The following is a 20,534-nucleotide window of genomic DNA, read 5'->3' on the forward strand; positions in this document are numbered from 1 at the left end:
GCGGTGTCGTATCGAACAGGCGACCCGGCGTGACCGCTCCGTCCGGGCCGGGCGTCGCGAGCGGGGGCGCGGACTCCGACCAAAGTCGGGGGCGGGGTCGCCTGGGTCGTAGTCGCGGCAGCCTCGCGGCCGATGCCGCATCCATGTCGGCGGATCCAGTGTTGAGGTCGGTCGAGCGAGGAGGACCCCCGTGCCTTACGGCTATCTGATCAGTACGGTGCTCGCGGCGGGCGCCACGGTGATCGCGCTGGCGCCGCCGCGCCGGCCGCGCGGGCTCGTCGACTTCGGCTTCCGGATCAGCACGGTGCCGAACGAGGTGCCGTTCCTGGTGTTCTTCCTGGTGCTCGCCTCGACGCTGCTCGCCGCCGCGCAGCGCGACCTGGGGTCGCCGGGCGCCCTGGCCGTGCTCGGGCTCGCCGTCCTGACCGCCGTGGGGCTGGCGGTCGTCGTCCGGCGGCAGCTTGCGGCCGGTCCCGCGTTGGAGCGCGCCATGACCGGAGGCTTTGGACCGGAATGGCGTACCCCAGGGCTGCGCCACCGCCTCCCTTACGGCCGCATCCTCTTCGGTGTGCACGTCCGGCGTCGGGACGTCGAGCGGATCGCCGACCTTCCCTACGGGGACGACCGGCGCCACCGTCTGGACGTTTACCGGCACCGCTCCGCCCCGGAAGGCGGGCCCACGCTCGTCTACTTCCACGGCGGCGGCTACTTCAGCGGTAACAAGAACCGTGAGGCGCGGGCACTGCTCTACCGGCTGGCGAGCCAGGGGTGGGTGTGCGTGAGCGCCGACTACCGCCTCCGTCCGGAGGCGGGTTTCCTCGACCATCTGGCCGACGCCAAGAAGGTCATCGCGTGGACGCGCGAGCACGGCGGCGCATATGGCGCCGCCAGCACGCCGGTCATGGCGGGCAGTTCCGCGGGAGCGCATCTGGCCGCACTGTGCGCGCTCACCCAGAACGACCCCGCCTACCAGCCAGGCTTTGAGTCCGCGGACACGTCCGTCGCCGCCGCCGTCTGCCTGTACGGGTACTTCGGCGCCTACTACGGGCACGCCGAAGGGACCGGCTCGTCGCCCCTCGACCACGTCCGGCCCGACGCGCCGCCGTTCCTCGTCGTGCACGGCGACGCCGACACGCTCGTCCCCGTGCAGGAGGCGCGTCACTTCGCCGATGTCTTGCGCAAGGCGTCCGAGGCCCCGGTCGTTTACGCCGAGTTGCCCGGCGCGCAGCACGCGTTCGACCTGTTCCACTCACTGCGCTTCGATCGGGTAGTGGACGCCGTCGAGGCGTTCGCCACCCGGTCGACGCTTCGTTGACTTGCGGCGTGTTGTTGCTATGGACGCTTCCAAAACAACAACATGCCGCAGATCAACGAGCCGGCGCGAAGGTCGCGGCCGCGGTCAGCGCGGGACGAGTCTGAGGGTCGTGTCCCTCGGGCCGGGGCGGGTCATCGGCTCGGCGTACGGCGTGCTGCCGTACTTGGCCATGTACGCGTCGTCGACCCGCTGGTTGACGGCCGGATCGGCCTCGTCGACGAACGCTACGTCCTTGGTGGCGCCGTCGGTCCGGATCTGGCCGCGGTGGGTGTCCTCGGCGGTCCGGTACCAGTGGCCGTCGGGGCCGTTGACCGAGCGCACGTACATCTCCTCGCCGCTGCGGACGATCCAGATCGTGGTCGGTCTCCGTAGCGTGCCGTCGTCCTTCTCCGGCGCGATCTGGATCTCGTCGGCACCGCCGAGGCGGGCCAGGTCGTCACTGCTCCATGTGGACATGCCGGCCGTCATGCCCGGCGAGCGGCCCGATGCGTCCCACATTGCTCGAATTTGGCCGGATGCGGGCCGTCTTCGGCCCCGCACATTGACAGCGGGGAGGACTACACCTCTAAAGTACTAGCATCCTAGTTAAATGGAGGTGACGGTGATCGAGTTCCATCTGGACTCCGGGTCGGGGGTGTCGCCGTACATGCAGCTCGTGCGGCAGGTGCGGCATGCGCTCCGGCTCGACCTGCTGCGGGTCGGGGACCAGCTGCCCACGGTCAAGGACGTGGTGGCGCAGCTCGCGATCAACCCGAACACCGTCCTCAAGGCGTACCGGGAGCTGGAGCACGAGGGGCTCGTCGCGCCGCGTCCGGGGGTCGGGACGTTCGTGACGCGGTCGCTGGCCGGCGAGTCGCTTGCCGCCCACGGGCCGCTGCGCAAGGACCTCGAACGCTGGCTCACGAAGGCCCGGATGGCCGGGCTGGACGACGAGAGCATCGAGGCGCTGTTCATGACGACCTTTCGGTCCGCCGGTCAGGAGCACATAGCGTGAACGCCGTTCTGCAGGCCGAGGGCCTGGGCAAGCGGTACGGGAAGCGCTGGGCGCTGACCGGCTGCACATTGGACATCCCCGAAGGGCGCATCGTCGGCCTCGTCGGGCCGAACGGCGCCGGCAAGACGACGCTGCTGAACCTGGCCGTCGGGCAGATCCGGCCGACGGCCGGGAGCATCCGGGTGCTGGACGGGGCCCCGGCGAGCGGCCCGGAGCAGCTCGCCAAGGTCGGGTACGTCGCGCAGGACACGCCGACGTACTCCTCGCTCAGCATCGGCGATCACCTCAAGCTCGGCGCCCGGCTCAACCCGCGGTGGGACGACGCCCTCGCGCACGAGCGGATCAGGCGCCTCGGGCTCGACCTCGGGCACAAGGCCGGGAAGCTGTCCGGCGGGCAGCGCGCCCAGCTGGCGCTGACGCTGGGCATCGCCAAGCGGCCCGAGCTGCTGATCCTGGACGAACCCGTCGCGGCGCTCGACCCGCTGGCCCGGCGCGAGTTCCTGCAGGGCCTGATGGAGGCCGTCGCCGAGCACTCGATGAGCGTCGTCCTGTCGTCCCACCTGGTGTCGGACCTGGAGCGGACGTGCGACTACCTGGTCGTGCTCGTGGACTCGCGCGTGCGGGTCGCCGGGGACGTCGACGAACTGCTCGCGACCCATCACCGGCTGAGCGGGCCCCGCCGGGACACGCTGCCGGAGGACCAGCACGTCGTGTCCGAGAGCCACACCGACCGGCAGAGCACGTTCGTCGTCCGGTCGGACGGCCCCATCCACGACCCGGCCTGGACGGTCGGGCAGATCGGCCTGGAGGACCTCGTCCTCGCCTACATGTCCACGACCCCGCGCCGTCCCACGCTGGAGGCGATCCGATGATCTGGTTGACGCTGCGGCAGTTCCGCCTCCAGGCCGCGATGGTGTTCGGGGGGCTCGCCCTCCTCGGCGCGGCCCTCGCGGTGAGCGGGCCCGGCCTGTCCGACAGGTACGACCGCGGGCTCGCGGCCTGCGGCTCGCGGGACGCCTGCTCGAACTTCTCCACGATGTTCTTCAACGACCACCAAGTGCAGTACGGCGCTCTGATCGCCCTCGTGATGGCGCTCCCGGCCCTCATCGGGCTGTTCTGGGGCGCGCCGCTCATCGCGCGCGAACTGGAGGGCGGCACGCACCGGCTCGCGTGGAACCAGAGCATCACGCGGACCCGCTGGCTCGCCGCCAAGCTCGGCGTCGTCGGCCTGGCGGCCATGGTCGCCGCCGGGCTCGCGGTCCGCGCGGCGAACTGGTGGTCCGGCCCTCTGGACGAGGCCGTCGGCGACCGGTTCCCGCGGATGGCGCCGGTCGCGTTCAGCTCGCACGGCATCGTCCCGATCGGCTACGCGGCCTTCGCCTTCGCGCTCGGCGTGACGATGGGCGTCATCACCCGCCGCACCCTCACCGCCATGGCGATCACCCTGGTGGTGTTCGTGGGCGTCCAGATCGCGATGCTGGTGTGGGTCCGCGCCCACCTCCTCCCCACCGAGACGGCCACCGTGCCGATCACGTTGGAGAACATGTCGCAGATGACGCTCGACCACGGCGCCAAGGTCATGACGGTGCACACGAACGCGGAACCGGGGGCGTGGACGCTCAAGAACCACACCGTCGACGCGTCCGGCGACGCGGCCGGCCTGCCCGCCTCCCTGATGTCGGGGCCGTGCGCCCCGCCGCCGCTGGAGCCGGGCCCGCCGGACCCGGGGGCGGCGCCTCCCGACGGCCCCCCCGAGGCGTGCTTCGCCGCGATCGCCCGGCTCGGCTACAAGCAGCAGGTCACCTTCCATCCGGCCGGCCACTTCTGGCCGCTCCAGTGGGCGGAGACCGGGCTGTTCGCCGTCCTCACGCTGGGCCTGACCGGCGTCTGCTTCCACTGGACGCGCCGCCGCGTCTCCTGACCGCTCGCCCGCTCGGCTAGAAGTTGCTCACCGCCACCGGCGCGTCGTTCGCCCGTCCGACACCCCAGACGGTGGACGTGCCGGTGGTGGCGACGTCGGTCAGCCGCACGCCGTCGGGGACGGCGACGGCCTGCCAGACGCCGCCGCTCAGCCGGTGGAGCCCGCTCTCACTGCCGTTCAGGGTGACCGCCCAGAGCGCACCCGAGCCGTCGGCGGCGAGGTCGAAGACGGCGCCGGGCGGCGTGCTCACCGTCCACGCGTCGCCGTCCCAGTGCGCGAGCCGGGCGCCCGCGACCGCCCAGACGTCGTCCGGCGCCAGCGGCAGCACCTTGCCGATATTGGTCACCTCGGACGGGAGGGCGGGGATGGCCGCCGGCGTCCAGGACGTCCCGTCGAAGTGCGCCACCACCGGCCGCCACGGGCCGGTGCCCGACTCGGGCGGCCGGCTGCCGACCGCCCACACGTCGGTGGCGCTGGTGCCCTGCACGTCGGCGACGATCGTCCGGATGTCGGGAAGGTCCCGGCCGGTCCAGGACGACCCCTCGCGCCGGAGGAGGCGCGGCTGCGTCCCGTCGGGGGAGGTCGCCTGGGAGACCCACGTCCCGCCCGGTCCCGTGCTGAGCATGCTGACCGACGACGTGGACGGCTTGTCGACCTTCTGGAACGCCGAGCCGTCGAAGACGAACAGCTGGTTGAGGTACCCGGAGTCGTACGCGCCGGCGCCGAGCCACGTCTGCCCGCCGCCGGACGCGACCCGCGCGATCAGGCCGTTGCCCGTCCAGCCGTTGATCGGATACTCCCTCCAGGACGAGCCCGTCCAGCGCCGCACGACCGGGTTGCCCGCGCTGTACAGGGCGCAGTAGTCGATCCACGCGACGCAGTAGGCTCCCTGCCCGCCGCCGATCCACACGCCGCCGGCGCCGTCGGAGGCGACGTCGTCCAGTTCGGCGCGCGGCCAGAAGAACGGCAGGGACACGGTGTGCACGCCGCCCTCGGCGGCGTGCACTGGCACGGGGACGGTCAGCAGGGCGGCGCTCGCGACCGCCGCGGCAACGAATGAACGCCTCATGCCGAGCACTATGAAGCACCGCCGCACTTTGCGCCAGTGTTCACTGGCGCAGTTTTTCAGCCGGAGAGCGTCAGCGTGCGCTGGATCCGCTCGGCGGTCGCCCGCATCCGGTGCGCGGACCGCTCGATCCTGGGCAGCTTGCCGAGCCGGCACGAGATCGCGAGCGCGCCGAGCACCGAACCCGTCGCGTCCGTCACCGGGACGGCCGCGCAGCCGGTGCCGAGCGCGTACTCCTCCCGGTCGAACAGCAGGCCGTTGGACGAGGTGAGCGAGCGCATCAGCCGTCCCGGCTCGGTGATGGTGTGCGGGGTCAGGTCGTGCAGCGGGTGCCGGGACAGGTAGTCGCGCCTGCTCTCCTCGTCGAGCTGGCTGAGCACGCACTTGCCCATCGCGGTGGCGTGCGCGGCGTCCTCGAAGCCGACCCACGGGTCGACGCGCGGGGCGCGCGGGCCGTCGGCGATGTCGATGAGGCGGATCTCGTCGTCCATGTGCATGCTGAAGTAGGCGGCGACGCCCAGCGCGTCCCGGAGTTCGATGAGGACGGGACGCAGCCGCGCGAGCAGCTGCTGCGCCCGGCTCCGCCCGTGCAGCGACTCGACCCGCTCGCCGAGCACCCAGGCGCCGTCCGGCAGCCGGGTCGCGTAGCCCTCGTGGGCGAGCGTGCGCAGCAGGTGGTAGGTGGTGGCGAGCGGCAGCCGCGCCTCGCGGGCGAGCTGCTTGGCGGGCGCGCCGCTCTGGTGCGACGCCACCGCCTCCATCAGGCGCAGAGCGCGCTGCACCGAGGCGATGAGAGTGGGCTTGCGTGTCTCACCCATTTACCCGCAGCGAACCCCTCTGGCCCCAATCCGGTCGGACCTTCGGCGACGATCCGTCCATTGCACCACTTCCGGCAGGCCGGCCGGGACGGGTTTCCCCATCCGGTCACGGGAAATGCGATCAGCATGAGCCAGCACACCCAGACGCACGTCGACGAGCGGACGGCCCGGAAGGTCGCCGAAGAGGCACGGGAGACCGAGTGGCGGCTGCCGAGCTTCGGCAGGCAGCTCTTCCTCGGCGACTTCCGGCTCGACCTGATCCACCCGCATCCGCGCCCGGACGGGGAGCCGCGCCGCAAGGGCGAGGAGTTCCTCGCCCGGCTCACCGAGTTCTGCGCCACCCGGGTCGACGCGGCGCTGATCGAGCGGGAGGCGCGCATCCCGGACGACGTCGTCGCGGGCCTGCGCGACCTCGGCGCCCTCGGCATGAAGATCCCGGAGAAGTACGGCGGGCTCGGGCTGAGCCAGCTCTACTACGGCCGCGCGCTGATGGTCGTCGGGTCGGTGTGCCCGGCGCTCGGCGCGCTGCTGTCGGCGCACCAGTCCATCGGCGTCCCGCAGCCGGTCAAGGAGTTCGGCACGCCGGAGCAGAAGGACGAGTGGCTGCCGCGCTGCGCCCGCCAGGTCAGCGCGTTCCTGCTCACCGAGCCCGACGTCGGCTCGGACCCGGCGCGGCTGCGCGCCACCGCCGTCCCGGACGGCGACGACTACGTCCTCAACGGCGTCAAGCTGTGGACGACGAACGGCGTCGTCGCCGACCTCGTCGTCGTGATGGCGCGCGTCCCGAAGTCGGACGGGCACCGCGGCGGCATCTCCGCGTTCGTCGTGGACATGGGCACGCCCGGCATCACCGTCGAGAACCGCAACGCGTTCATGGGCCTGCGCGGCATCGAGAACGGCGTGACGCGGTTCCACGACGTCCGCGTCCCGAAGGCGAACCTGATCGGCGCGGAGGGCGCCGGGCTGAAGATCGCGCTCACCACGCTGAACACCGGGCGGCTGTCGCTGCCCGCGTTCTGCGCGGCGAGCGGCAAGTGGGCCGCCAGGATCGCGCGCGAGTGGTCGAAGGAGCGGGTGCAGTGGGGGCGGCCCGTCGGCGAGCACGAGGCCGTGTCCCGCAAGATCGCGTTCATCGCGGCGACCGCGTACGCGATGGAGGCGATGCTGGACCTGTCCGGCCAGCTCGCCGACGACGAGCGGGGCGACATCCGGATCGAGGCGGCGCTCGCCAAGCTGTGGTCGTCGGAGATGGCGTGCCGGGCCGCCGACGAGCTGATGCAGGTGCGCGGCGGCCGCGGCTACGAGACCGCCGAGTCCCTCGCGGCGCGCGGCGAGCGCGGCGTGCCCGTCGAGCAGGTGGTGCGCGACCTGCGCATCAACCGGATCTTCGAGGGCTCCAGCGAGATCATGCACCTGCTGATCGCCCGCGAGGCCGTCGACGCGCACCTGTCGGTCGCCGGCGACATCATCGACCCGGACGCCTCCGCCGGGCAGAAGGCGCGGGCCGCGGCGAAGGCGGGCGGGTTCTACGCGCGCTGGCTGCCGACGCTCGTCACCGGCGCCGGGCAGCGGCCGAACGCCTACCCCGAGTTCGGGCCGCTCGCCAAGCACCTGCGGTACGTCGAGCGGGCGTCCCGGAAGCTGGCCCGGTCGATCTTCTACGCGGCCGGACGCTGGCAGGGCGGCCTGGAGCACCGGCAGGGCTTCCTCGGCCGGATGGTCGACATCGGCGCCGAGCTGTTCGCGATGAGCGCGGTGTGCGTCCGCGCCCACGCCGACGCGTCCGCGGACGGGGGCATCGGGAGCGGCACGCCCGGCGCGTCGGCGCTGCTGCTCGCCGACGCGTTCTGCAAGCAGGCGCGCGTCCGCGTCGAGGAGCTGTTCGACGGGCTCTGGCGCAACACCGACGCGATGGACGTGAAGCTGGCGCGGGCCGTCCTCGCCGGCGACTTCGCCTGGGTGGAGGAGGGCGTCCTCGACCCGTCCATACCGGGGCCGTGGATCGTGCCGTCCGAACCGGGCCCGAGCGAGCGGGAGTCCGTGCACCGGACCATCGCCTGACCCGCCGCCGACCAGGCGACACACCGTCGCGGCGCCCGCGGCGCGGTCACTGCGGGGCGTCCGGCGTTGACGCATGGGTAGACTGACCCGACCTTCGCGCCAGAGATCGGACAGCCCCGCGCGGGCCAGTTCTTCGGTCCGGCGAACGAGAAGCCGAACGCCAACGCACCCAGCGAGCGGGAAGTAATGCAGTCACCTGGTCAGAAGAAGTCCATCGCAGGCACCCTCCTCGGCCTCCTCGGCAGCGGCCCCCGGAAGGCCGGCCCGGCCGCCGGCCCGGCCCCCGACGGGGACGTGGTCCAGCCGGCCGCCGGAGAGGGCGCGCTGGAGAACCATCTGGGCGGGGACGAGGCCCGCAACTACCGCAAGTACGAGTACGAGACCGTCGCGCCCCACGTGGGCCGGTCGATGCTGGAGGTCGGCTCCGGCCTCGGGCACTTCTCCGAGCAGTTCGCCGGACGGCTCGACTACCTCGTCGTCAGCGACAACGACCCGTACTGCGTCGGCGAGCTGCGCGCCCGCTACGACGGCAGCGACGACGTCGAGGTCATCGACCTGGCCCTGCCGGCCGAGATCAAGATCCGGCGGAAGGTCGACACGGTCGTGATGATGAACGTCCTGGAGCACATCAAGGACGACGTCCAGGCGCTGCGCGACCTCGCGTCCGTCACCGAGCCCGGCGGCCGGATCGTCATCTGGGTGCCCGGCTACATGCAGCTCTACGGCGACTTCGACCGCAAGGTCGGGCACGTCACCCGGTACACGCCGGCGACGCTGGAGGCGTCCGTCCGGGAGGCCGGGCTCGTCCCCGAGGTGCTCAAGCCGATCAACTTCCTCGGCGGCATCGCCTGGTGGTTCGCGGTCCGCCGCGGCGGCACCGGCTACCCCGACCCGAAGCTCGTCAAGATCTACGACCGGACGGTCGTGCCGTTCACCCGGACCATCGAGCGGTTCGTGAAGCCGCCGTTCGGGCAGACGGTCTTCTGCGTGGCGCGCGTCCCGCGCTGAGCCGCGCGGAGCCGCGCTGAGGCGACGGTGCCGGGTCACGGTGAACGACCCGTCACCGTCGCTTTTTTCTGTACCGCCGGACGGTATGTCTCGCGCGCCATCGGAACGCCGCGAGCACGAGACTTGGCAGTGGCCGGACGGGTCGCCGACCGCCTCTCCGATCGGAGAAGCACCGCCTGCTTCCGCGGGACGCGCTCCGGCCGGCCGGCCACGAAGTTCCCGTGTGGTCCGACGGTTCGGAGGCGGGGGATCCGGGAGGGGAGGTCCCCCGCCACCGAATCAGGCCCGGACGCGCGGGTCCTTCGGCGCGGCGAACAGCGCCAGCCGGTGCGCGGCGGCGGCGGCCTCGCCGCGGCTCGCCACCTCCAGCTTGCCGAGGATGTTCGACACGTGGACGCTCGCCGTCTTCACCGAGATGAACAGCTCCTCGGCGATGTCGCGGTTGCTGCGTCCCTCGGCGACCAGGCGCAGCACCTCGAACTCGCGGGGCGTCAGCCCGAACGGCGCCGGCGCGTCGCCGCGCCGCGGCCCCCGGGTGCGGCGCAGCAGGTCGCCGATGTGCTCGGCGAGCAGCCGGGCGCCCAGCTCGCCCGCGAGGTCGGCGGCCGTGCCGAGGGTGGCCGCGGCGCCGTCGTGGTCGCCGCCCGCCAGCGACGCCTCCGCGAACCGGAGCAGCGCCCGCGCCCGCTGGTAGGGGTTGCCGAGCTTCTCCCACGCGGTGGCGGCCTCCTCCCACGCGGCCGCGTCGAGGACGCCGCGGGCGCGGGCGAGTTCGGCCGCGAACGTGAGGCAGTGCGCGTGCTGGAGAGGGCCGGTCGAGCGGAGCCCGGCGGCGCGCTCCTCGATGCGGCGCAGCTCTTCGGCGGAGTCGCCCAGCTCGGCGCAGGCCGCCGCGCCCGCGACCAGCGTCGGCCAGGCGTAGCGGGCGTCGTCCGGCAGTCCGCCGTCGTGGTCGAGGACGGGCCGCACCGCGTCCAGCGCGGCGCCGGGACGCCCCTCGGCCAGTGCCAGGTTCGCCTCCAGCCACAGGGTGCTGAAGTAGTCCTGCGTCTTCAGCCACTCCGCCTTGAAGTTCTTGATCTCGCGGGACGTGGCGAGCCGCGCCCGCGCGGTCGCCAGGTCGCCGCGCGCCAGCGCCACCCAGCCGGTCAGGACGAGCAGCGACGTGCGGGTGGTGATGGCGGGGTCCTGCTCCAGGGCGTGGTTCATCACGGCCATGGCCTCGTCCCACCGGCCGAGGGAGACCAGCGGTTCGGCCTGGTTGATGCTCAGGAACGTGCCCTGGGTGCGGACCACCCCGTACTCGCGGGCCATCTCCTTGCCGTGCGCGGCGACGGCGGCGGCCTCGGCGTGCCGTCCGGCGCCCTCCAGGAAATGCGACTTGATCACGTAGTGGCGGAGCAGCACCGGGTGGTTGCCGGCGCGGTCGGCGGCCGCCTCGACCTTGGCGAGGTCGTCGCCGCGCCCGTAGTCGAAGTCGGCGCAGAACAGCGTGATGAGCGCCTCGGCCTCCGCGACGGGGTCGCCGAGCCTGCGCGCGATCGCGAGGGACTCCTGCGCCGCGTCGCGGGCCGCGCCGATCTCGCTGGTGACGCGCACGTAGTTGCCGAGCCTGGACAGCGCCTGCGCGCGCAGCGCGGTCGGCGGGTCGGCCGGAAGCGCGTCGACGGCGGCGCGCAGATCCTCGACGAAGCCGGGCCGCGCCATCTGGTACCGCATCTTGGCGCGCAGCACGAGCAGCATCGCCCAGCGCTCGGTGTCGCGCTCGCCGGCGGCGGCCTCGACCTCCTTGAGCGCGGCGGTGACGAGCTTGATGCCGCGGTCGTACTCGCCGGCGAGTTCGGCGGCGATCCCGGCGTCCACCAGGATTTTGGTGTAGGTCGCACCGGTTCGCTCTGGCGCGTCCGGGACGAGGTCCCACAGCTGGAGGACGCGTTCGAGCATCGCGAGGCACTCGGCGTAGGCGAGCGCCTTGCGCGCCTCACCGGCGGCGCGCCAGGACGCGACCAGCGCCCACGTGCTGTTGTGGGCCTGCTTCCAGTGGTAGCTCAGCTCGGCCCACAGCCGCCCGGCGGGGACGAGCGAGGGGTCGTTCTCCATGGTCTCGGCATAGCGCGTGTGGAGCCGCGTGTGCTCGCCCGGCAGCAGGTCGTCGTGGACGGCCTCCCGGATCAGGGCGTGCCGGAACGCGTACCCGTCGCCGTCCACGACCAGGACGTTCGCGGCGACGGCGGGACGCAGCACGCGGGTCAGCGCCGCGTCGTCGAGCCCCGACACGGCGGCGAGCAGCGCGTGCTCGATGCGGGTGCTGCCGCCGCTGGCGTCGCGCAGGACGTCCTGCGTCTCCTCGGGGAGCCGCTGGACGCCGGCGAGCAGCAGGTCGCGCAGCGACTCGGGCAGCTCGCACACGAGCCCGCCGTCGTCGCACAGCAGCGCCTCGATGAACAGCGGGTTGCCTTCGCTGCGGGCCTCGATCCGCTCGACGAGGCCGGGCGGCGGGGTCTGCCCCAGCAGCTCGGTGACGAGCGCGGACACGTCGGCGCGGGTGAGCCCGCCGAGCTGCGTGCGGCGCACCCGGCCGAGCCGTTCCAGCCCGGCGAGCAGCGGGCGCAGCGGATGGGCGCGGTGCAGCTCGTCCGTCCGGTACGTGAGGACGATCAGCACCGGCCCGGTGCCGAGGTTGCGCACGAGGAAGGCCAGCAGGTCGCGGGTGGAGCGGTCGGCCCAGTGGGCGTCCTCGATCACCAGCACGAGCGGGCCCTGGTCGGCGAGCCGCTCCAGCAGCGTCAGGACGACCTCGAACAGCCGGGCGCGCTCCTCCCCCGTGGCCGCGTCGGACTCCGGCTCCCCGAACTCCGGCAGCAGCCGGGCGAGGCCGCCGGTGTCGCCGCGCGGGACGAGCGCCGCGACGCCGTCGATGCCGATGTCCCGCACGAGGCGCCGCAGGACGGTCGTGAAGGGCGCGAACGGCAGGCCGTCGGAACCGAGCTCCAGGCAGCCGCCGACGAGCACCCTGGCGTCCGCGGTCCGGGTGAACTCCTCGATCAGCCGTGTCTTGCCGAGCCCCGCGTCACCGCCGACGAGCACGGCGCCGGGTGCGGCGGCGAGGGCGTCCCGCAGCTCCCCCAGCTCCGCGCCCCTGCCGATCAGGACGGGACTCATCGCACGCGCGTTCACACACCAAGCATGCCAAACGGGTAGGACAACCCCACCAGAATTTCACTCCGTGAGACGCGCGCCCGCCGCGCGGCCCGGCCGTCCCGGACGGCCGGGCGGTGCCGTTGACGGGGCGTCCAATTCGGGTGATGCTGGCCGTGCGGGGCCGGGCCACCGCCCGTTATGGCTGGTCACGAGGGTGGAGGTGGTGGAGATCAGGTTCTCTCTCTTCTACGAGCACCAGTTGCCGCGGCCGTGGAGCGAGGGGCAGGAGCTGAGGCTCTACCAGGACGCCCTGGACCAGGTCGAGATCGCCGACAGGGTGGGCTTCGACTACGTCTGGGAGGTCGAGCACCACTTCCTGGAGGAGTACTCCCATTCGTCGGCGCCGGAGGTCTTCCTCGCCGCCGCGTCGCAGCGGACGAAGCGGATACGGCTCGGGCACGGGATCGTCCAGCTGCCCCCCGCGGTGAACCATCCGGCGCGCATCGCCGAGCGCATCGCGACGCTCGACCTCGTCTCCAACGGGCGGGTCGACCTCGGGACGGGCGAGTCCAGCTCCAGCGCCGAACTCGGCGGGTTCGGGGTGCGGCGCACCGAGAAGCGCGACCAGTGGCAGGACGCGATCGACGCCATCACCCGCATGTTCGTCGAGGAGCCGTTCGCGGGATGGTCGTCCAAGTACGTCCAGATGCCGCCGCGGAACGTGCTGCCGAAGACCGTGCAGAAACCGCATCCGCCGCTGTGGGTGGCGTGCTCGCGGCGCGAGACGATCCAGTTCGCGGCCCGCAACGGCATCGGCGCCCTGTCGTTCTCGTTCGTCGAGCCCGAGGACGCCGGGAAATGGGTCGACGAGTACTACCGCATCATCGAGTCCGACGAATGCGTCCCTGCGGGGTTCGCCGTGAACCCGAACGTGACCGTCGTCCTGCCGATGATGCTGCACGAGGACGAGGCCACCGCCATCGACCGGGGCATCGACGGGGCGCATTTCTTCGCGTTCGCCCTCGCCCACTACTACGGCCCCACCCCGCACGATCCGGGGCGCACGAACGTGTGGGAGGAATTCCAGGAGCGCCGGAACGCCAAGGGGTTCTCCCGCGAGCAGATCATCGCCAACGCCGAGACGCTGCGGGTCAACGTCGGCTCCCTGCGCGGCGCCGTCGGGACGCCCCAGCAGGTCATCGACCTGATCCGGCGCTACGAGTCGGTCGGCGTCGACCAGATCGCGTTCGTCCTGCAATCGGGACCGAACAAGCACGAGCACATCTGCGAGTCGCTCGAACTGTTCGGAAGGGCCGTCCTGCCGCACTTCACGGAAGGGCGCGACGAGCGCGAGGCCGCCAAGGCGGAACGGCTCGCCCCCGCCGTCGAGGCCGCCCTCGCCCGCCGCGCCCCCGCCCGGACGGCGCCGCCCGGCTACCGCATCGACGAGGACGCGGAAGTGGCCCGCGTGGACCGGGCGCGCCGTCCGCTGCGCGAGGACATCCGCGCCGCCGGCCGGCGCCGGTTCCGGCAGGGCTTCTACCGGCTCGTCCACGGCCGGACGGACGAGCAGATCGAACGCCGTTTCGGCCCGAGCGCCCAGCGCCTCTTCTTCGCCGGGATGGCGCGCGCCTACGACCCGTCCGCGGCGGGCGGCTTCACGGGCGAACTGGAGTTCCGCCTGACCCGCACCACCTGGACGCTCGTCATCGGCGAGAGCCGGGCCCGCGCCCGCCCCGGCCCCGCGGGGGACCCGTCCCTCACCCTCATCGTGAAGACGGCGGACTTCCTGCGGATACTCGCCGGCGACGCCAACCCGGCGACCCTGCTCATGGACGGCCGGCTGGAGCTGCGCGGCGACTACGAGATGGCCCCGCGCCTGAGCGAGATGTTCGGCGGCCCGTCCCCGTACTGACCGTGGTGGCCGTAGTCCCCCGATGACCACGGCCACCACACAGGTCAGACGTACGCACCCCCCGCGAGAGTTCTCGCTCCGGCGAAAACCCCGACCGCCCTCGCCGCCGACGCCTTACCGTCGTGGGGTGTTCTCCCTCCAGGAACCTCCACTGTTCACCCGCCTCAAGAAGGCACGGAACATCCTCATCGCGGGCGCGGGCGGCGGGTTCGACGTGTACGCGGGCCTGCCCCTCGCCCTGTCCCTCATGAACGACGGCAAGGACGTCCACCTGGCCAACCTGTCCTTCAGCGAGTTGTACGGCCTCCCGTCCGATGCCTGGCTGGAGATGGACGTCGCCGCCGTGACACCGGAGACCCCGAGCCGCGACGACTACTTCCCCGAAGGCGCGCTCGCCCGCTGGCTCGCCCTCCACGGCCTCCCGTCGACCGTCCACGCCTTCCCCAAAGTCGGCGTCCAGCCCCTCCGCGAGGCGTACCGGTATCTGGCCGACCGCCTGGACCTGGACGCGATCGTCCTCGTGGACGGCGGCACGGACATCCTCATGCGCGGCGACGAGTCCGGCCTCGGCACCCCCGAGGAGGACATGGCGAGCCTCGCCGCCGTCCACGGGCTGGACGTCCCCGAGAAGATCGTCGTCTGCCTGGGCTTCGGCGTGGACGCCTACCACGGCGTCAACCACGCCCTCGTCCTGGAGAACCTCGCCGCCCTGACCGCCGACGGCGCGTACCTGGGCGCCCTCTCCATCCCCCGCGACAGCCGTGAGGCGGCCCTCTACCTGGACGCGGTCGAGTACGCGCAAGCGGCCACGCCCGCCTACCCGAGCATCGTGAACGGCTCGATCTCCGCCGCCCTGCGGGGCCGGTTCGGCGACGTCCGCTTCACCGCCCGGACGCGCGGCAGCGAACTGTTCATCAACCCGCTCATGGCGGTGTACTTCGCCGTCGACCTGGACGGCCTGGCCCGCCGCTCCCTCTATCTGGACCGCCTGGAGGACACGCGGCTCATGCGCCAGATCGGCTCGATCATCGAGGCGTTCCGCGACGAGGTCCGCCTGCGCCCGCCACGCCAGTACCCGCACTGAAGACGGCCTGGGACGGCCTAAAACGGCCTAGGACCTGATGGACGGACGCCCGGCGATCAGGTCGCTCAGCCAGTCGCCGAAGCGCTGCACGGGCCGCCGGTACCGGCGTTCGCGCTTCAGGGCCCGCCGCTCCTTCCGCGACCCCGGCCGGTACCTGCGCCGCGCCCACGGCGAGTCCGGCCGGGCCAGCCTGACGGCCCCCACCAACGCGACGATGCCGATGAACAGCCCGATGAGGCCCGTCCAGACCTTGCCCTTGAGCAGGGCCACCAGCGCCACGAGCATGTCGAACACGATGACGGCCGCGATCACCCAGAAGCCGTCCCCCGCCACGTCGTCCACGCCCAGGGGCCGCAGGCCCAGCAGCATCAGGCCGCAGAGCGCGATCGTGATGAACACGACCTCGACGGACAGGCGGCCCTGCTCGCTCCAGTAGACGTCCTCCAGGTGCAGGACGAGCGCGAACTCGTCCAGCACCAGCGCCATCCCGACCCCGAACACCGCCGCGGTGGCCGCCGCCCACCCGGACGACCCGTCCGTGACGGCGAGGCCCGCCACTCCGCCCACGCACATGAACACCAGGCCGAACACGACGTGATGGATGTGGTGCCCGCCGGGGGTGACGTTGCCCGGCCACCACCGCACCTGCCGCCGGATCATCCGCACGCTGAACCGGATGAACAGGAACCCGGCGATGAACGCCACAAAGAAGCAGGCCAGCCGGAGCCGACCCGTATCCGCGATCTCCCGCGTGAACCACTCCCCCACACCGCCCCTCTTCCCAGACCAAGGCGAAACCCACCTCAGACCGGCGGACGAAACTCTGCTTTCAGTACCGCCCAGACGCTCTTGCCCTCGAACTCAGTCCGGACCCCATGTTCCTCGGACAGGAATTCCACAATTCCCAGTCCCCATCCACCGGTGTCGGGAACGTCCTCCGGCAACGGCTCGTCCGGTATGGAAATGTCCGGCGTGACCCCCTTTGGCCTTTCTGGCGACGAGTCCCAGACCTCGACCCGGAGCCCGTCCCCGCCCAGCGCGATCCGCAGCGACACCGGCCGGTGCGGCGTGGCCCGCACGGCGTTGGTCAGCAGCTCGGAGGCGACCAGCACGGCGTTCTCCACCGTCTCCTCGGCCAGCCCCCATTGCAGCGCCTGCGACTCGACGATCAGCCGCCCCTCCCGGACGGCCTCGGGCACGGCGAGAAACCCCCGCCGCAAAGCCCGGGTCCCGACCATCGTCCTTTCCACTCGAACCGAACACCCCGTTCTATCGAACCCGCCCCTCCGCCGCTCCCACCCGAAGATCATTTATCTTCACCACTTTCGTCGCTCGATGTGCGTGATTCGGCACACATCGTGTGACGTCTCGACTACGGTCGGAAGTGGGACGAGCTTTACCCGACTCGATACTTCCGGAGGGCGACTCATGGTGAATCGGAAGCGACTCGACCCGACCGAGTCGACGGCCGCACTTTTCGGGGCAAAGCTCCGCAAGCTTCGGGACAAAGCCGGACTTTCCCAAGCTCAACTCGCGGACGCGATCGGCTACTCGCACGACACGATCTCCAAGGTCGAGACCGCCGCCCAGGCCCCGTCCCCCCAACTCGCCGAACGCCTCGACGCCCAGTTCGGCACGGAGGAGACCTTCCAGGAGCTCCAGCCCCTCGCCGCCAAGGAGGGCATCCCCGTCTTCTTCCGCCCCTACGCCGACCTGGAGAGCACCGCCAACGCAATCCGCGTCTACGAGCCCATCGCCGTGACCGGCCTGTTCGAGACCGAGGACTATGCCCGCGCGCTGCTACGGCCCGGTCAACGTCCGAACCGACTCGATCAATCGGTTGCCTCCCGCTTGGCACGCCAGGAGGTGCTGCAGCGGGAGGAACCCCCGTGGGTGGTCGTGCTGACCCTGGAGACGGCGATCCGAAAGATCGTAGGAAGTAAGGAGGCCACAAAAGCCCAGCTCATCCGGCTCTTGGAGCTCATCGGTGAACCACACATCACTGTTCTGGTCGTGCCGGATGATGCGCAGGTCTTTCCTGCGGGAGGATTCACGCTGTTCAGCCTGGAGGGGGAGCCAGAGATCGGCTTTGTGGAAAGTGCCGGGGGAACTGGGCGAGTGATCGAACTAAGCTCCCAAGTTGAGCAACTCCGACAACTGTGGGACTTGATCAACAGTGTGGCCATGCCTGACGTGGCATCGGAGGCTCTGATCCGCGAGGTGATGGAGGGCCTGTGAAGGGCAGCAAGCGAACCGCATGGCGTAAGAGCAGTTACACCAGCCAGGAAGGCGGCACCTGCGTTGAATTGGCCAGCCTGAACACCAGTCTGGCCGTCCGCGACAGCACCGACCCCGACGGGCCCGTCCTCCGGTTCGGACGGGATGCCGTGGCCGGTCTCCTCAACCGCATCAAGACCGGCGAACTCGACCGATAGACGTCCCCCAGCACGCAGGGCCCCCTCTCCGGAGGGGGTTTCCGCGTTTTTCGGCCACCCAGAGCACAACCTGATCTAGCCTTCCTTCCCCGAAGGGCACAACATCTAAGTGCAGACCACCGCCCCCCAAGGCCGGAGGCCCCATGAAAGTCGAACCACACACCACCTGGCGCAAGAGCAGCTACAGCAGCCAGGAAGGCGGCACCTGCGTCGAACTCGCCAACCTCGACTCGGCCACGGGCGTCCGCGACAGCACCGACCCCCACGGGCCCGTCCTCCACGTCGGACGGGACACCATGGCCGACCTCCTCGGCCGCATCAAGACCGGCGAACTCGACCGATAGCCGTCTTCGTCAGTTGCGTCGGAGGATGCCGGTCAGGCCGGCTACCACGGCGGTGCTCAGGATCCAGCCGGCCGCTACGAACGTCCACGTCCAGTACAGGGCCGCACCGGCGGGCTGCCAGGCTTTGCGCTGGCCCAGATCGCCGATGGGCAGCAGCACGTCCAAGGTGTAGCCGAAGGCGTTGAAGGGCGGCGCGGTCGCATCCCCGGTCATCTGTTCGGCGTCGAACAGTTGGGTGCCCAGGGCGAGCAGCGCGGCCAGCCAGAGGGCGGCGAGCCAGGTCCGGTAGCCGTAGCCGACGGTGAGGTACAGCAGCCAGTTGGCGAGCTTTCCCGGCGGGCTGAGCACCTTGCGGCGGTGCCACTGCTTGGCGATGGCCACCCGCCGGGCCGCCTCCTCGTGTCCGGTGCGCCGGTACGCGACGGCCAGCTGGTCGTAGATCTGCGGGGTGTAGCCGCCGCCGTGGCGGGACGCCCAGCGGAGGCGCGCCCGCACATCCGCCTGGTCGCCGGACAGGGTGTCGTAGGTGAAGCCCTGGAGCAGCAGGTCGTCGGGCCAGGTCCGCTGGTCGTCGTCGAAGACCCCGACCTGGGCGTTGGTCAGGTTCACCAGTCCTTCGGGCGCTCGGCGGGGGCGCAGCACCAGTTCCTGCGCGGTCGCCGTGGTCAGATCGAGGGCCTGGCGGCGGGGCCTGGCGAGGACGGCATCGGCGATCTCGATCTGGCCGCCGACGCGGACGCCCGACATCTGGAGTCCGCCTTCGGCGGTGAATCCCCTTCGAAGCATCAGGTCACCCTCGACGGTCAGGCGCACCGCGTACAGCGCACGCCGTCCCGGATTGGTGAGGCGGGCCCCGGTGAAGTCGGCCACTCCGCCGATTCGGGCTCCCACCAGGCGGATCTCCCCTTCGGTGGTAAGGCCCCGGCAGAAGGCGGACTGCTCGACGCTGAGCGCGTCAGCGGACAGGGCCGTCCGGTCGGGGTCGGTCAGTGCGGCTCCGTCGAGGTTCAGTGCGCCGCCGATGCGGGCGCGGACCAGCCGGGTCTCGCCCGCGACGGTGAGCCCCTCGGCCTGGACGTCCTGGTCGATGACGAGGCCGTCGCCGTCCAGGGCCCGCCCGCCCGGGTTGGACAGCCGGGCGCCCGCCAGGACCAGCGTCCCGCCGATACGGGCGCCGGGCAGCCGGATCTCGCCGTCGCACGCCAGCCCCTCGGCCACTACGCCGTCCTCGACGGCGAGCCGGTCGGCGATGAGCACGGGGACGCCGGAGTTGGCCAGGCGCGCCCCCGTCAGGTCGAGCCGGCCGCCGATACGGGCACCGGGGAACCGCAGCTGCCCGTCGACGCACAGGTCGCGGCAGAAGGCGTCGTGTCCGATCATGAGGCGTGCGGCGGCCAGCGCGTCGGCGCCGGGGGCGTCCAGGCGCGCCCCGGCCAGATCCAGGCTGCCGTTGATCGCGGCGCCGCGCAGGTGCACCTCGCCGTGGACGGCGAATCCGTCCCGGCCGAACACCGATCGCCCGACGGTGAGCCCGTCGGCGGCGAGCGCTCGCCCGTCCGGATTGGCGAGCGTCGCGCCGGTGAAGATCAGGACACCGCCGACGCGGGCGCCCGGCAGGCGGATCTCGCCCTCGACGGACAGGTCCCGGCAGATCATGTCCTGGCCGATGCCGACGCCGTCGGCGAACAGCGCGTGCGCGCCCGGATTGGCCAGTGCGGCGCCACTGAGATCGAGGGTTCCGCCGATATCGGCGGCCACGAGACGGATCTGCCCGGCGGTGAAGCCCCGGTTCAGCTCCAGGTTTCCGGTGGTCCGCACCTGGTCGGCGGTGAGCGCGGGGACGTGGCAGCCGGGCAGGCGTACGGCCGCACCGGTCGCCTCGGTGAGGGTGATCGGCTCGTCGAAACGGCAGTCGGCCAGCAGCAGGGGGCACAGCAGTTCGGCCGCCTCCAGGTCGAGCGGGCCGCGGACGAGCGCGCCGCGCAGCTTCACCGCTCGCGGCCGGCGGGCCTCCGGGGCTCGCTCGCCCGTCAGCAGCTCGATCAGCACGGCGGCACGCACCTCGCGGTCCGGGGCGGTCCGCAGGTCGGCGCAGGCGCCGGTGGCGGCGGCCTGGACGAGACCGCGCTCGGCGGCGTTCAGCTCCCCGGTCCGAGGGTCAGCGGCGGTCATCGGGGTCAGGCGCAGCCTTCGAATCGGGGAATGGGGATGGCGATGGGTTCGAGGGCACGGTCGCCGTCCGCCACGCCGCGGGCACCCATGGCGGTGCGGGGACCGAAGAGCTCGGGGGCACTCTCGGTTCTTCTCCTTCGGGGGGCTCCGGGGGCCGCCGTCCAGTCTCGGGGGAACCCACCGGCCGAAGCAAGATCGTCCGCCCGGGGCCGGTTGCGGCCACGCCGGACGCGGACGATCACCGGCGCCCTCCGGCAGGT

General features: G+C 71.9%; 18 protein-coding genes. 11 read left to right on the top strand and 7 right to left on the bottom strand.

Annotated features, from left to right (window positions below):
* Positions 1-190: 190 nt before the first annotated feature.
* Positions 191-1,315 (top strand): alpha/beta hydrolase, encoded by a 1,125-nt coding sequence (locus tag SM611_RS31070; protein ID WP_371953876.1) that lies wholly within the window; start codon positions 191-193, stop codon positions 1,313-1,315.
* An 84-nt stretch (positions 1,316-1,399) separates the two neighbouring features.
* Here the strand turns inward: SM611_RS31070 and SM611_RS31075 are convergent, their stop codons facing one another.
* The gene (locus tag SM611_RS31075) at positions 1,400-1,813 is read right to left on the bottom strand and encodes a DUF2255 family protein (protein WP_371953877.1); all 414 of its coding nucleotides are present in this window, start codon (positions 1,811-1,813) and stop codon (positions 1,400-1,402) included.
* A gap of 91 nt (positions 1,814-1,904) precedes the next feature.
* On the opposite strand from SM611_RS31075, the gene SM611_RS31080 reads away from it, so the two are divergent.
* From SM611_RS31080 to SM611_RS31090, 3 genes are read left to right on the top strand one after another with little or no spacing between them, the layout of a single operon-like run.
* Positions 1,905-2,309: a GntR family transcriptional regulator gene (locus tag SM611_RS31080; RefSeq protein WP_371953878.1), complete on the top strand. Its 405-nt coding sequence runs from the start codon at positions 1,905-1,907 to the stop codon at positions 2,307-2,309.
* Positions 2,306-3,181: an ABC transporter ATP-binding protein gene (locus tag SM611_RS31085; protein WP_371953879.1), complete on the top strand. Its 876-nt coding sequence runs from the start codon at positions 2,306-2,308 to the stop codon at positions 3,179-3,181. Before SM611_RS31080 ends, SM611_RS31085 begins: the two co-directional genes overlap by 4 nt.
* The gene (locus SM611_RS31090) at positions 3,178-4,230 is read left to right on the top strand and encodes an ABC transporter permease (protein WP_371953880.1); all 1,053 of its coding nucleotides are present in this window, start codon (positions 3,178-3,180) and stop codon (positions 4,228-4,230) included. The genes SM611_RS31085 and SM611_RS31090 overlap by 4 nt, the downstream gene beginning before the upstream one ends.
* 16 nt (positions 4,231-4,246) lie before the next feature.
* On the opposite strand, the gene SM611_RS31095 is transcribed toward SM611_RS31090, so the two are convergent.
* On the bottom strand, positions 4,247-5,299 hold the full coding sequence (locus SM611_RS31095; RefSeq protein ID WP_371953881.1) for a hypothetical protein: 1,053 nt from the start codon (positions 5,297-5,299) through the stop codon (positions 4,247-4,249).
* 56 nt (positions 5,300-5,355) lie between these two features.
* On the bottom strand, positions 5,356-6,114 hold the full coding sequence (locus tag SM611_RS31100; protein WP_371953882.1) for an IclR family transcriptional regulator: 759 nt from the start codon (positions 6,112-6,114) through the stop codon (positions 5,356-5,358).
* A gap of 126 nt (positions 6,115-6,240) precedes the next feature.
* Here SM611_RS31100 and SM611_RS31105 point away from each other — a divergent pair, with 126 nt between their 5' ends.
* Both SM611_RS31105 and SM611_RS31110 read left to right on the top strand, forming a co-directional pair.
* Complete coding sequence (locus SM611_RS31105) at positions 6,241-8,175, top strand: acyl-CoA dehydrogenase family protein (RefSeq protein ID WP_371953883.1); 1,935 nt, start codon at positions 6,241-6,243, stop codon at positions 8,173-8,175.
* 186 nt (positions 8,176-8,361) lie between these two features.
* On the top strand, positions 8,362-9,183 hold the full coding sequence (locus tag SM611_RS31110) for a class I SAM-dependent methyltransferase (RefSeq protein ID WP_371953884.1): 822 nt from the start codon (positions 8,362-8,364) through the stop codon (positions 9,181-9,183).
* Between the two features lie 279 nt (positions 9,184-9,462).
* On the opposite strand, the gene SM611_RS31115 is transcribed toward SM611_RS31110, so the two are convergent.
* The gene (locus SM611_RS31115; protein ID WP_371953885.1) at positions 9,463-12,360 is read right to left on the bottom strand and encodes a helix-turn-helix transcriptional regulator; all 2,898 of its coding nucleotides are present in this window, start codon (positions 12,358-12,360) and stop codon (positions 9,463-9,465) included.
* Between the two features lie 187 nt (positions 12,361-12,547).
* Here SM611_RS31115 and SM611_RS31120 point away from each other — a divergent pair, with 187 nt between their 5' ends.
* Both SM611_RS31120 and SM611_RS31125 read left to right on the top strand, forming a co-directional pair.
* Entirely contained in the window at positions 12,548-14,239 is a 1,692-nt protein-coding gene (locus tag SM611_RS31120; RefSeq protein WP_371953886.1) for an LLM class flavin-dependent oxidoreductase, read from the top strand.
* Positions 14,240-14,366: 127 nt separating this feature from the next.
* Positions 14,367-15,323: a DUF1152 domain-containing protein gene (locus tag SM611_RS31125; protein ID WP_371953887.1), complete on the top strand. Its 957-nt coding sequence runs from the start codon at positions 14,367-14,369 to the stop codon at positions 15,321-15,323.
* A gap of 27 nt (positions 15,324-15,350) precedes the next feature.
* On the opposite strand, the gene SM611_RS31130 is transcribed toward SM611_RS31125, so the two are convergent.
* Complete coding sequence (locus SM611_RS31130; protein WP_371953888.1) at positions 15,351-16,091, bottom strand: hypothetical protein; 741 nt, start codon at positions 16,089-16,091, stop codon at positions 15,351-15,353.
* A 35-nt stretch (positions 16,092-16,126) separates the two neighbouring features.
* Positions 16,127-16,522, bottom strand: coding sequence for an ATP-binding protein (locus tag SM611_RS31135; protein ID WP_371953889.1), 396 nt, complete (start codon positions 16,520-16,522; stop codon positions 16,127-16,129).
* 229 nt (positions 16,523-16,751) lie between these two features.
* On the opposite strand from SM611_RS31135, the gene SM611_RS31140 reads away from it, so the two are divergent.
* From SM611_RS31140 to SM611_RS31150, 3 genes are all read left to right on the top strand, one after another.
* Positions 16,752-17,561, top strand: coding sequence for a helix-turn-helix domain-containing protein (locus SM611_RS31140; RefSeq protein ID WP_371953890.1), 810 nt, complete (start codon positions 16,752-16,754; stop codon positions 17,559-17,561).
* Positions 17,558-17,758, top strand: coding sequence for a DUF397 domain-containing protein (locus tag SM611_RS31145; protein ID WP_371953891.1), 201 nt, complete (start codon positions 17,558-17,560; stop codon positions 17,756-17,758). Before SM611_RS31140 ends, SM611_RS31145 begins: the two co-directional genes overlap by 4 nt.
* A gap of 143 nt (positions 17,759-17,901) precedes the next feature.
* Positions 17,902-18,102: a DUF397 domain-containing protein gene (locus SM611_RS31150; RefSeq protein WP_371953892.1), complete on the top strand. Its 201-nt coding sequence runs from the start codon at positions 17,902-17,904 to the stop codon at positions 18,100-18,102.
* A 9-nt stretch (positions 18,103-18,111) separates the two neighbouring features.
* On the opposite strand, the gene SM611_RS31155 is transcribed toward SM611_RS31150, so the two are convergent.
* Entirely contained in the window at positions 18,112-20,274 is a 2,163-nt protein-coding gene (locus SM611_RS31155) for a hypothetical protein (protein ID WP_371953893.1), read from the bottom strand.
* Positions 20,275-20,534 lie beyond the last annotated feature (260 nt).

The sequence above is a fragment of the Actinomadura monticuli genome (genome assembly GCF_041463655.1).
Lineage (GTDB): Bacteria > Actinomycetota > Actinomycetes > Streptosporangiales > Streptosporangiaceae > Spirillospora > Spirillospora monticuli.

Excerpts from the sequence above, each read along its gene's own strand:
- SM611_RS31075 (WP_371953877.1), bottom strand. The coding sequence starts at position 1,813 with ATGTGGGACGCATCGGGCCGCTCGCCGGGCATGACGGCCGGCATGTCC.
- SM611_RS31080 (WP_371953878.1), top strand. The coding sequence starts at position 1,905 with ATGGAGGTGACGGTGATCGAGTTCCATCTGGACTCCGGGTCGGGGGTG.
- SM611_RS31090 (WP_371953880.1), top strand. The coding sequence starts at position 3,178 with ATGATCTGGTTGACGCTGCGGCAGTTCCGCCTCCAGGCCGCGATGGTG.
- SM611_RS31095 (WP_371953881.1), bottom strand. The coding sequence starts at position 5,299 with ATGAGGCGTTCATTCGTTGCCGCGGCGGTCGCGAGCGCCGCCCTGCTG.
- SM611_RS31100 (WP_371953882.1), bottom strand. The coding sequence starts at position 6,114 with ATGGGTGAGACACGCAAGCCCACTCTCATCGCCTCGGTGCAGCGCGCT.
- SM611_RS31105 (WP_371953883.1), top strand. The coding sequence starts at position 6,241 with ATGAGCCAGCACACCCAGACGCACGTCGACGAGCGGACGGCCCGGAAG.
- SM611_RS31110 (WP_371953884.1), top strand. The coding sequence starts at position 8,362 with ATGCAGTCACCTGGTCAGAAGAAGTCCATCGCAGGCACCCTCCTCGGC.
- SM611_RS31140 (WP_371953890.1), top strand. The coding sequence starts at position 16,752 with ATGGTGAATCGGAAGCGACTCGACCCGACCGAGTCGACGGCCGCACTT.
- SM611_RS31150 (WP_371953892.1), top strand. The coding sequence starts at position 17,902 with ATGAAAGTCGAACCACACACCACCTGGCGCAAGAGCAGCTACAGCAGC.
- SM611_RS31155 (WP_371953893.1), bottom strand. The coding sequence starts at position 20,274 with ATGACCGCCGCTGACCCTCGGACCGGGGAGCTGAACGCCGCCGAGCGC.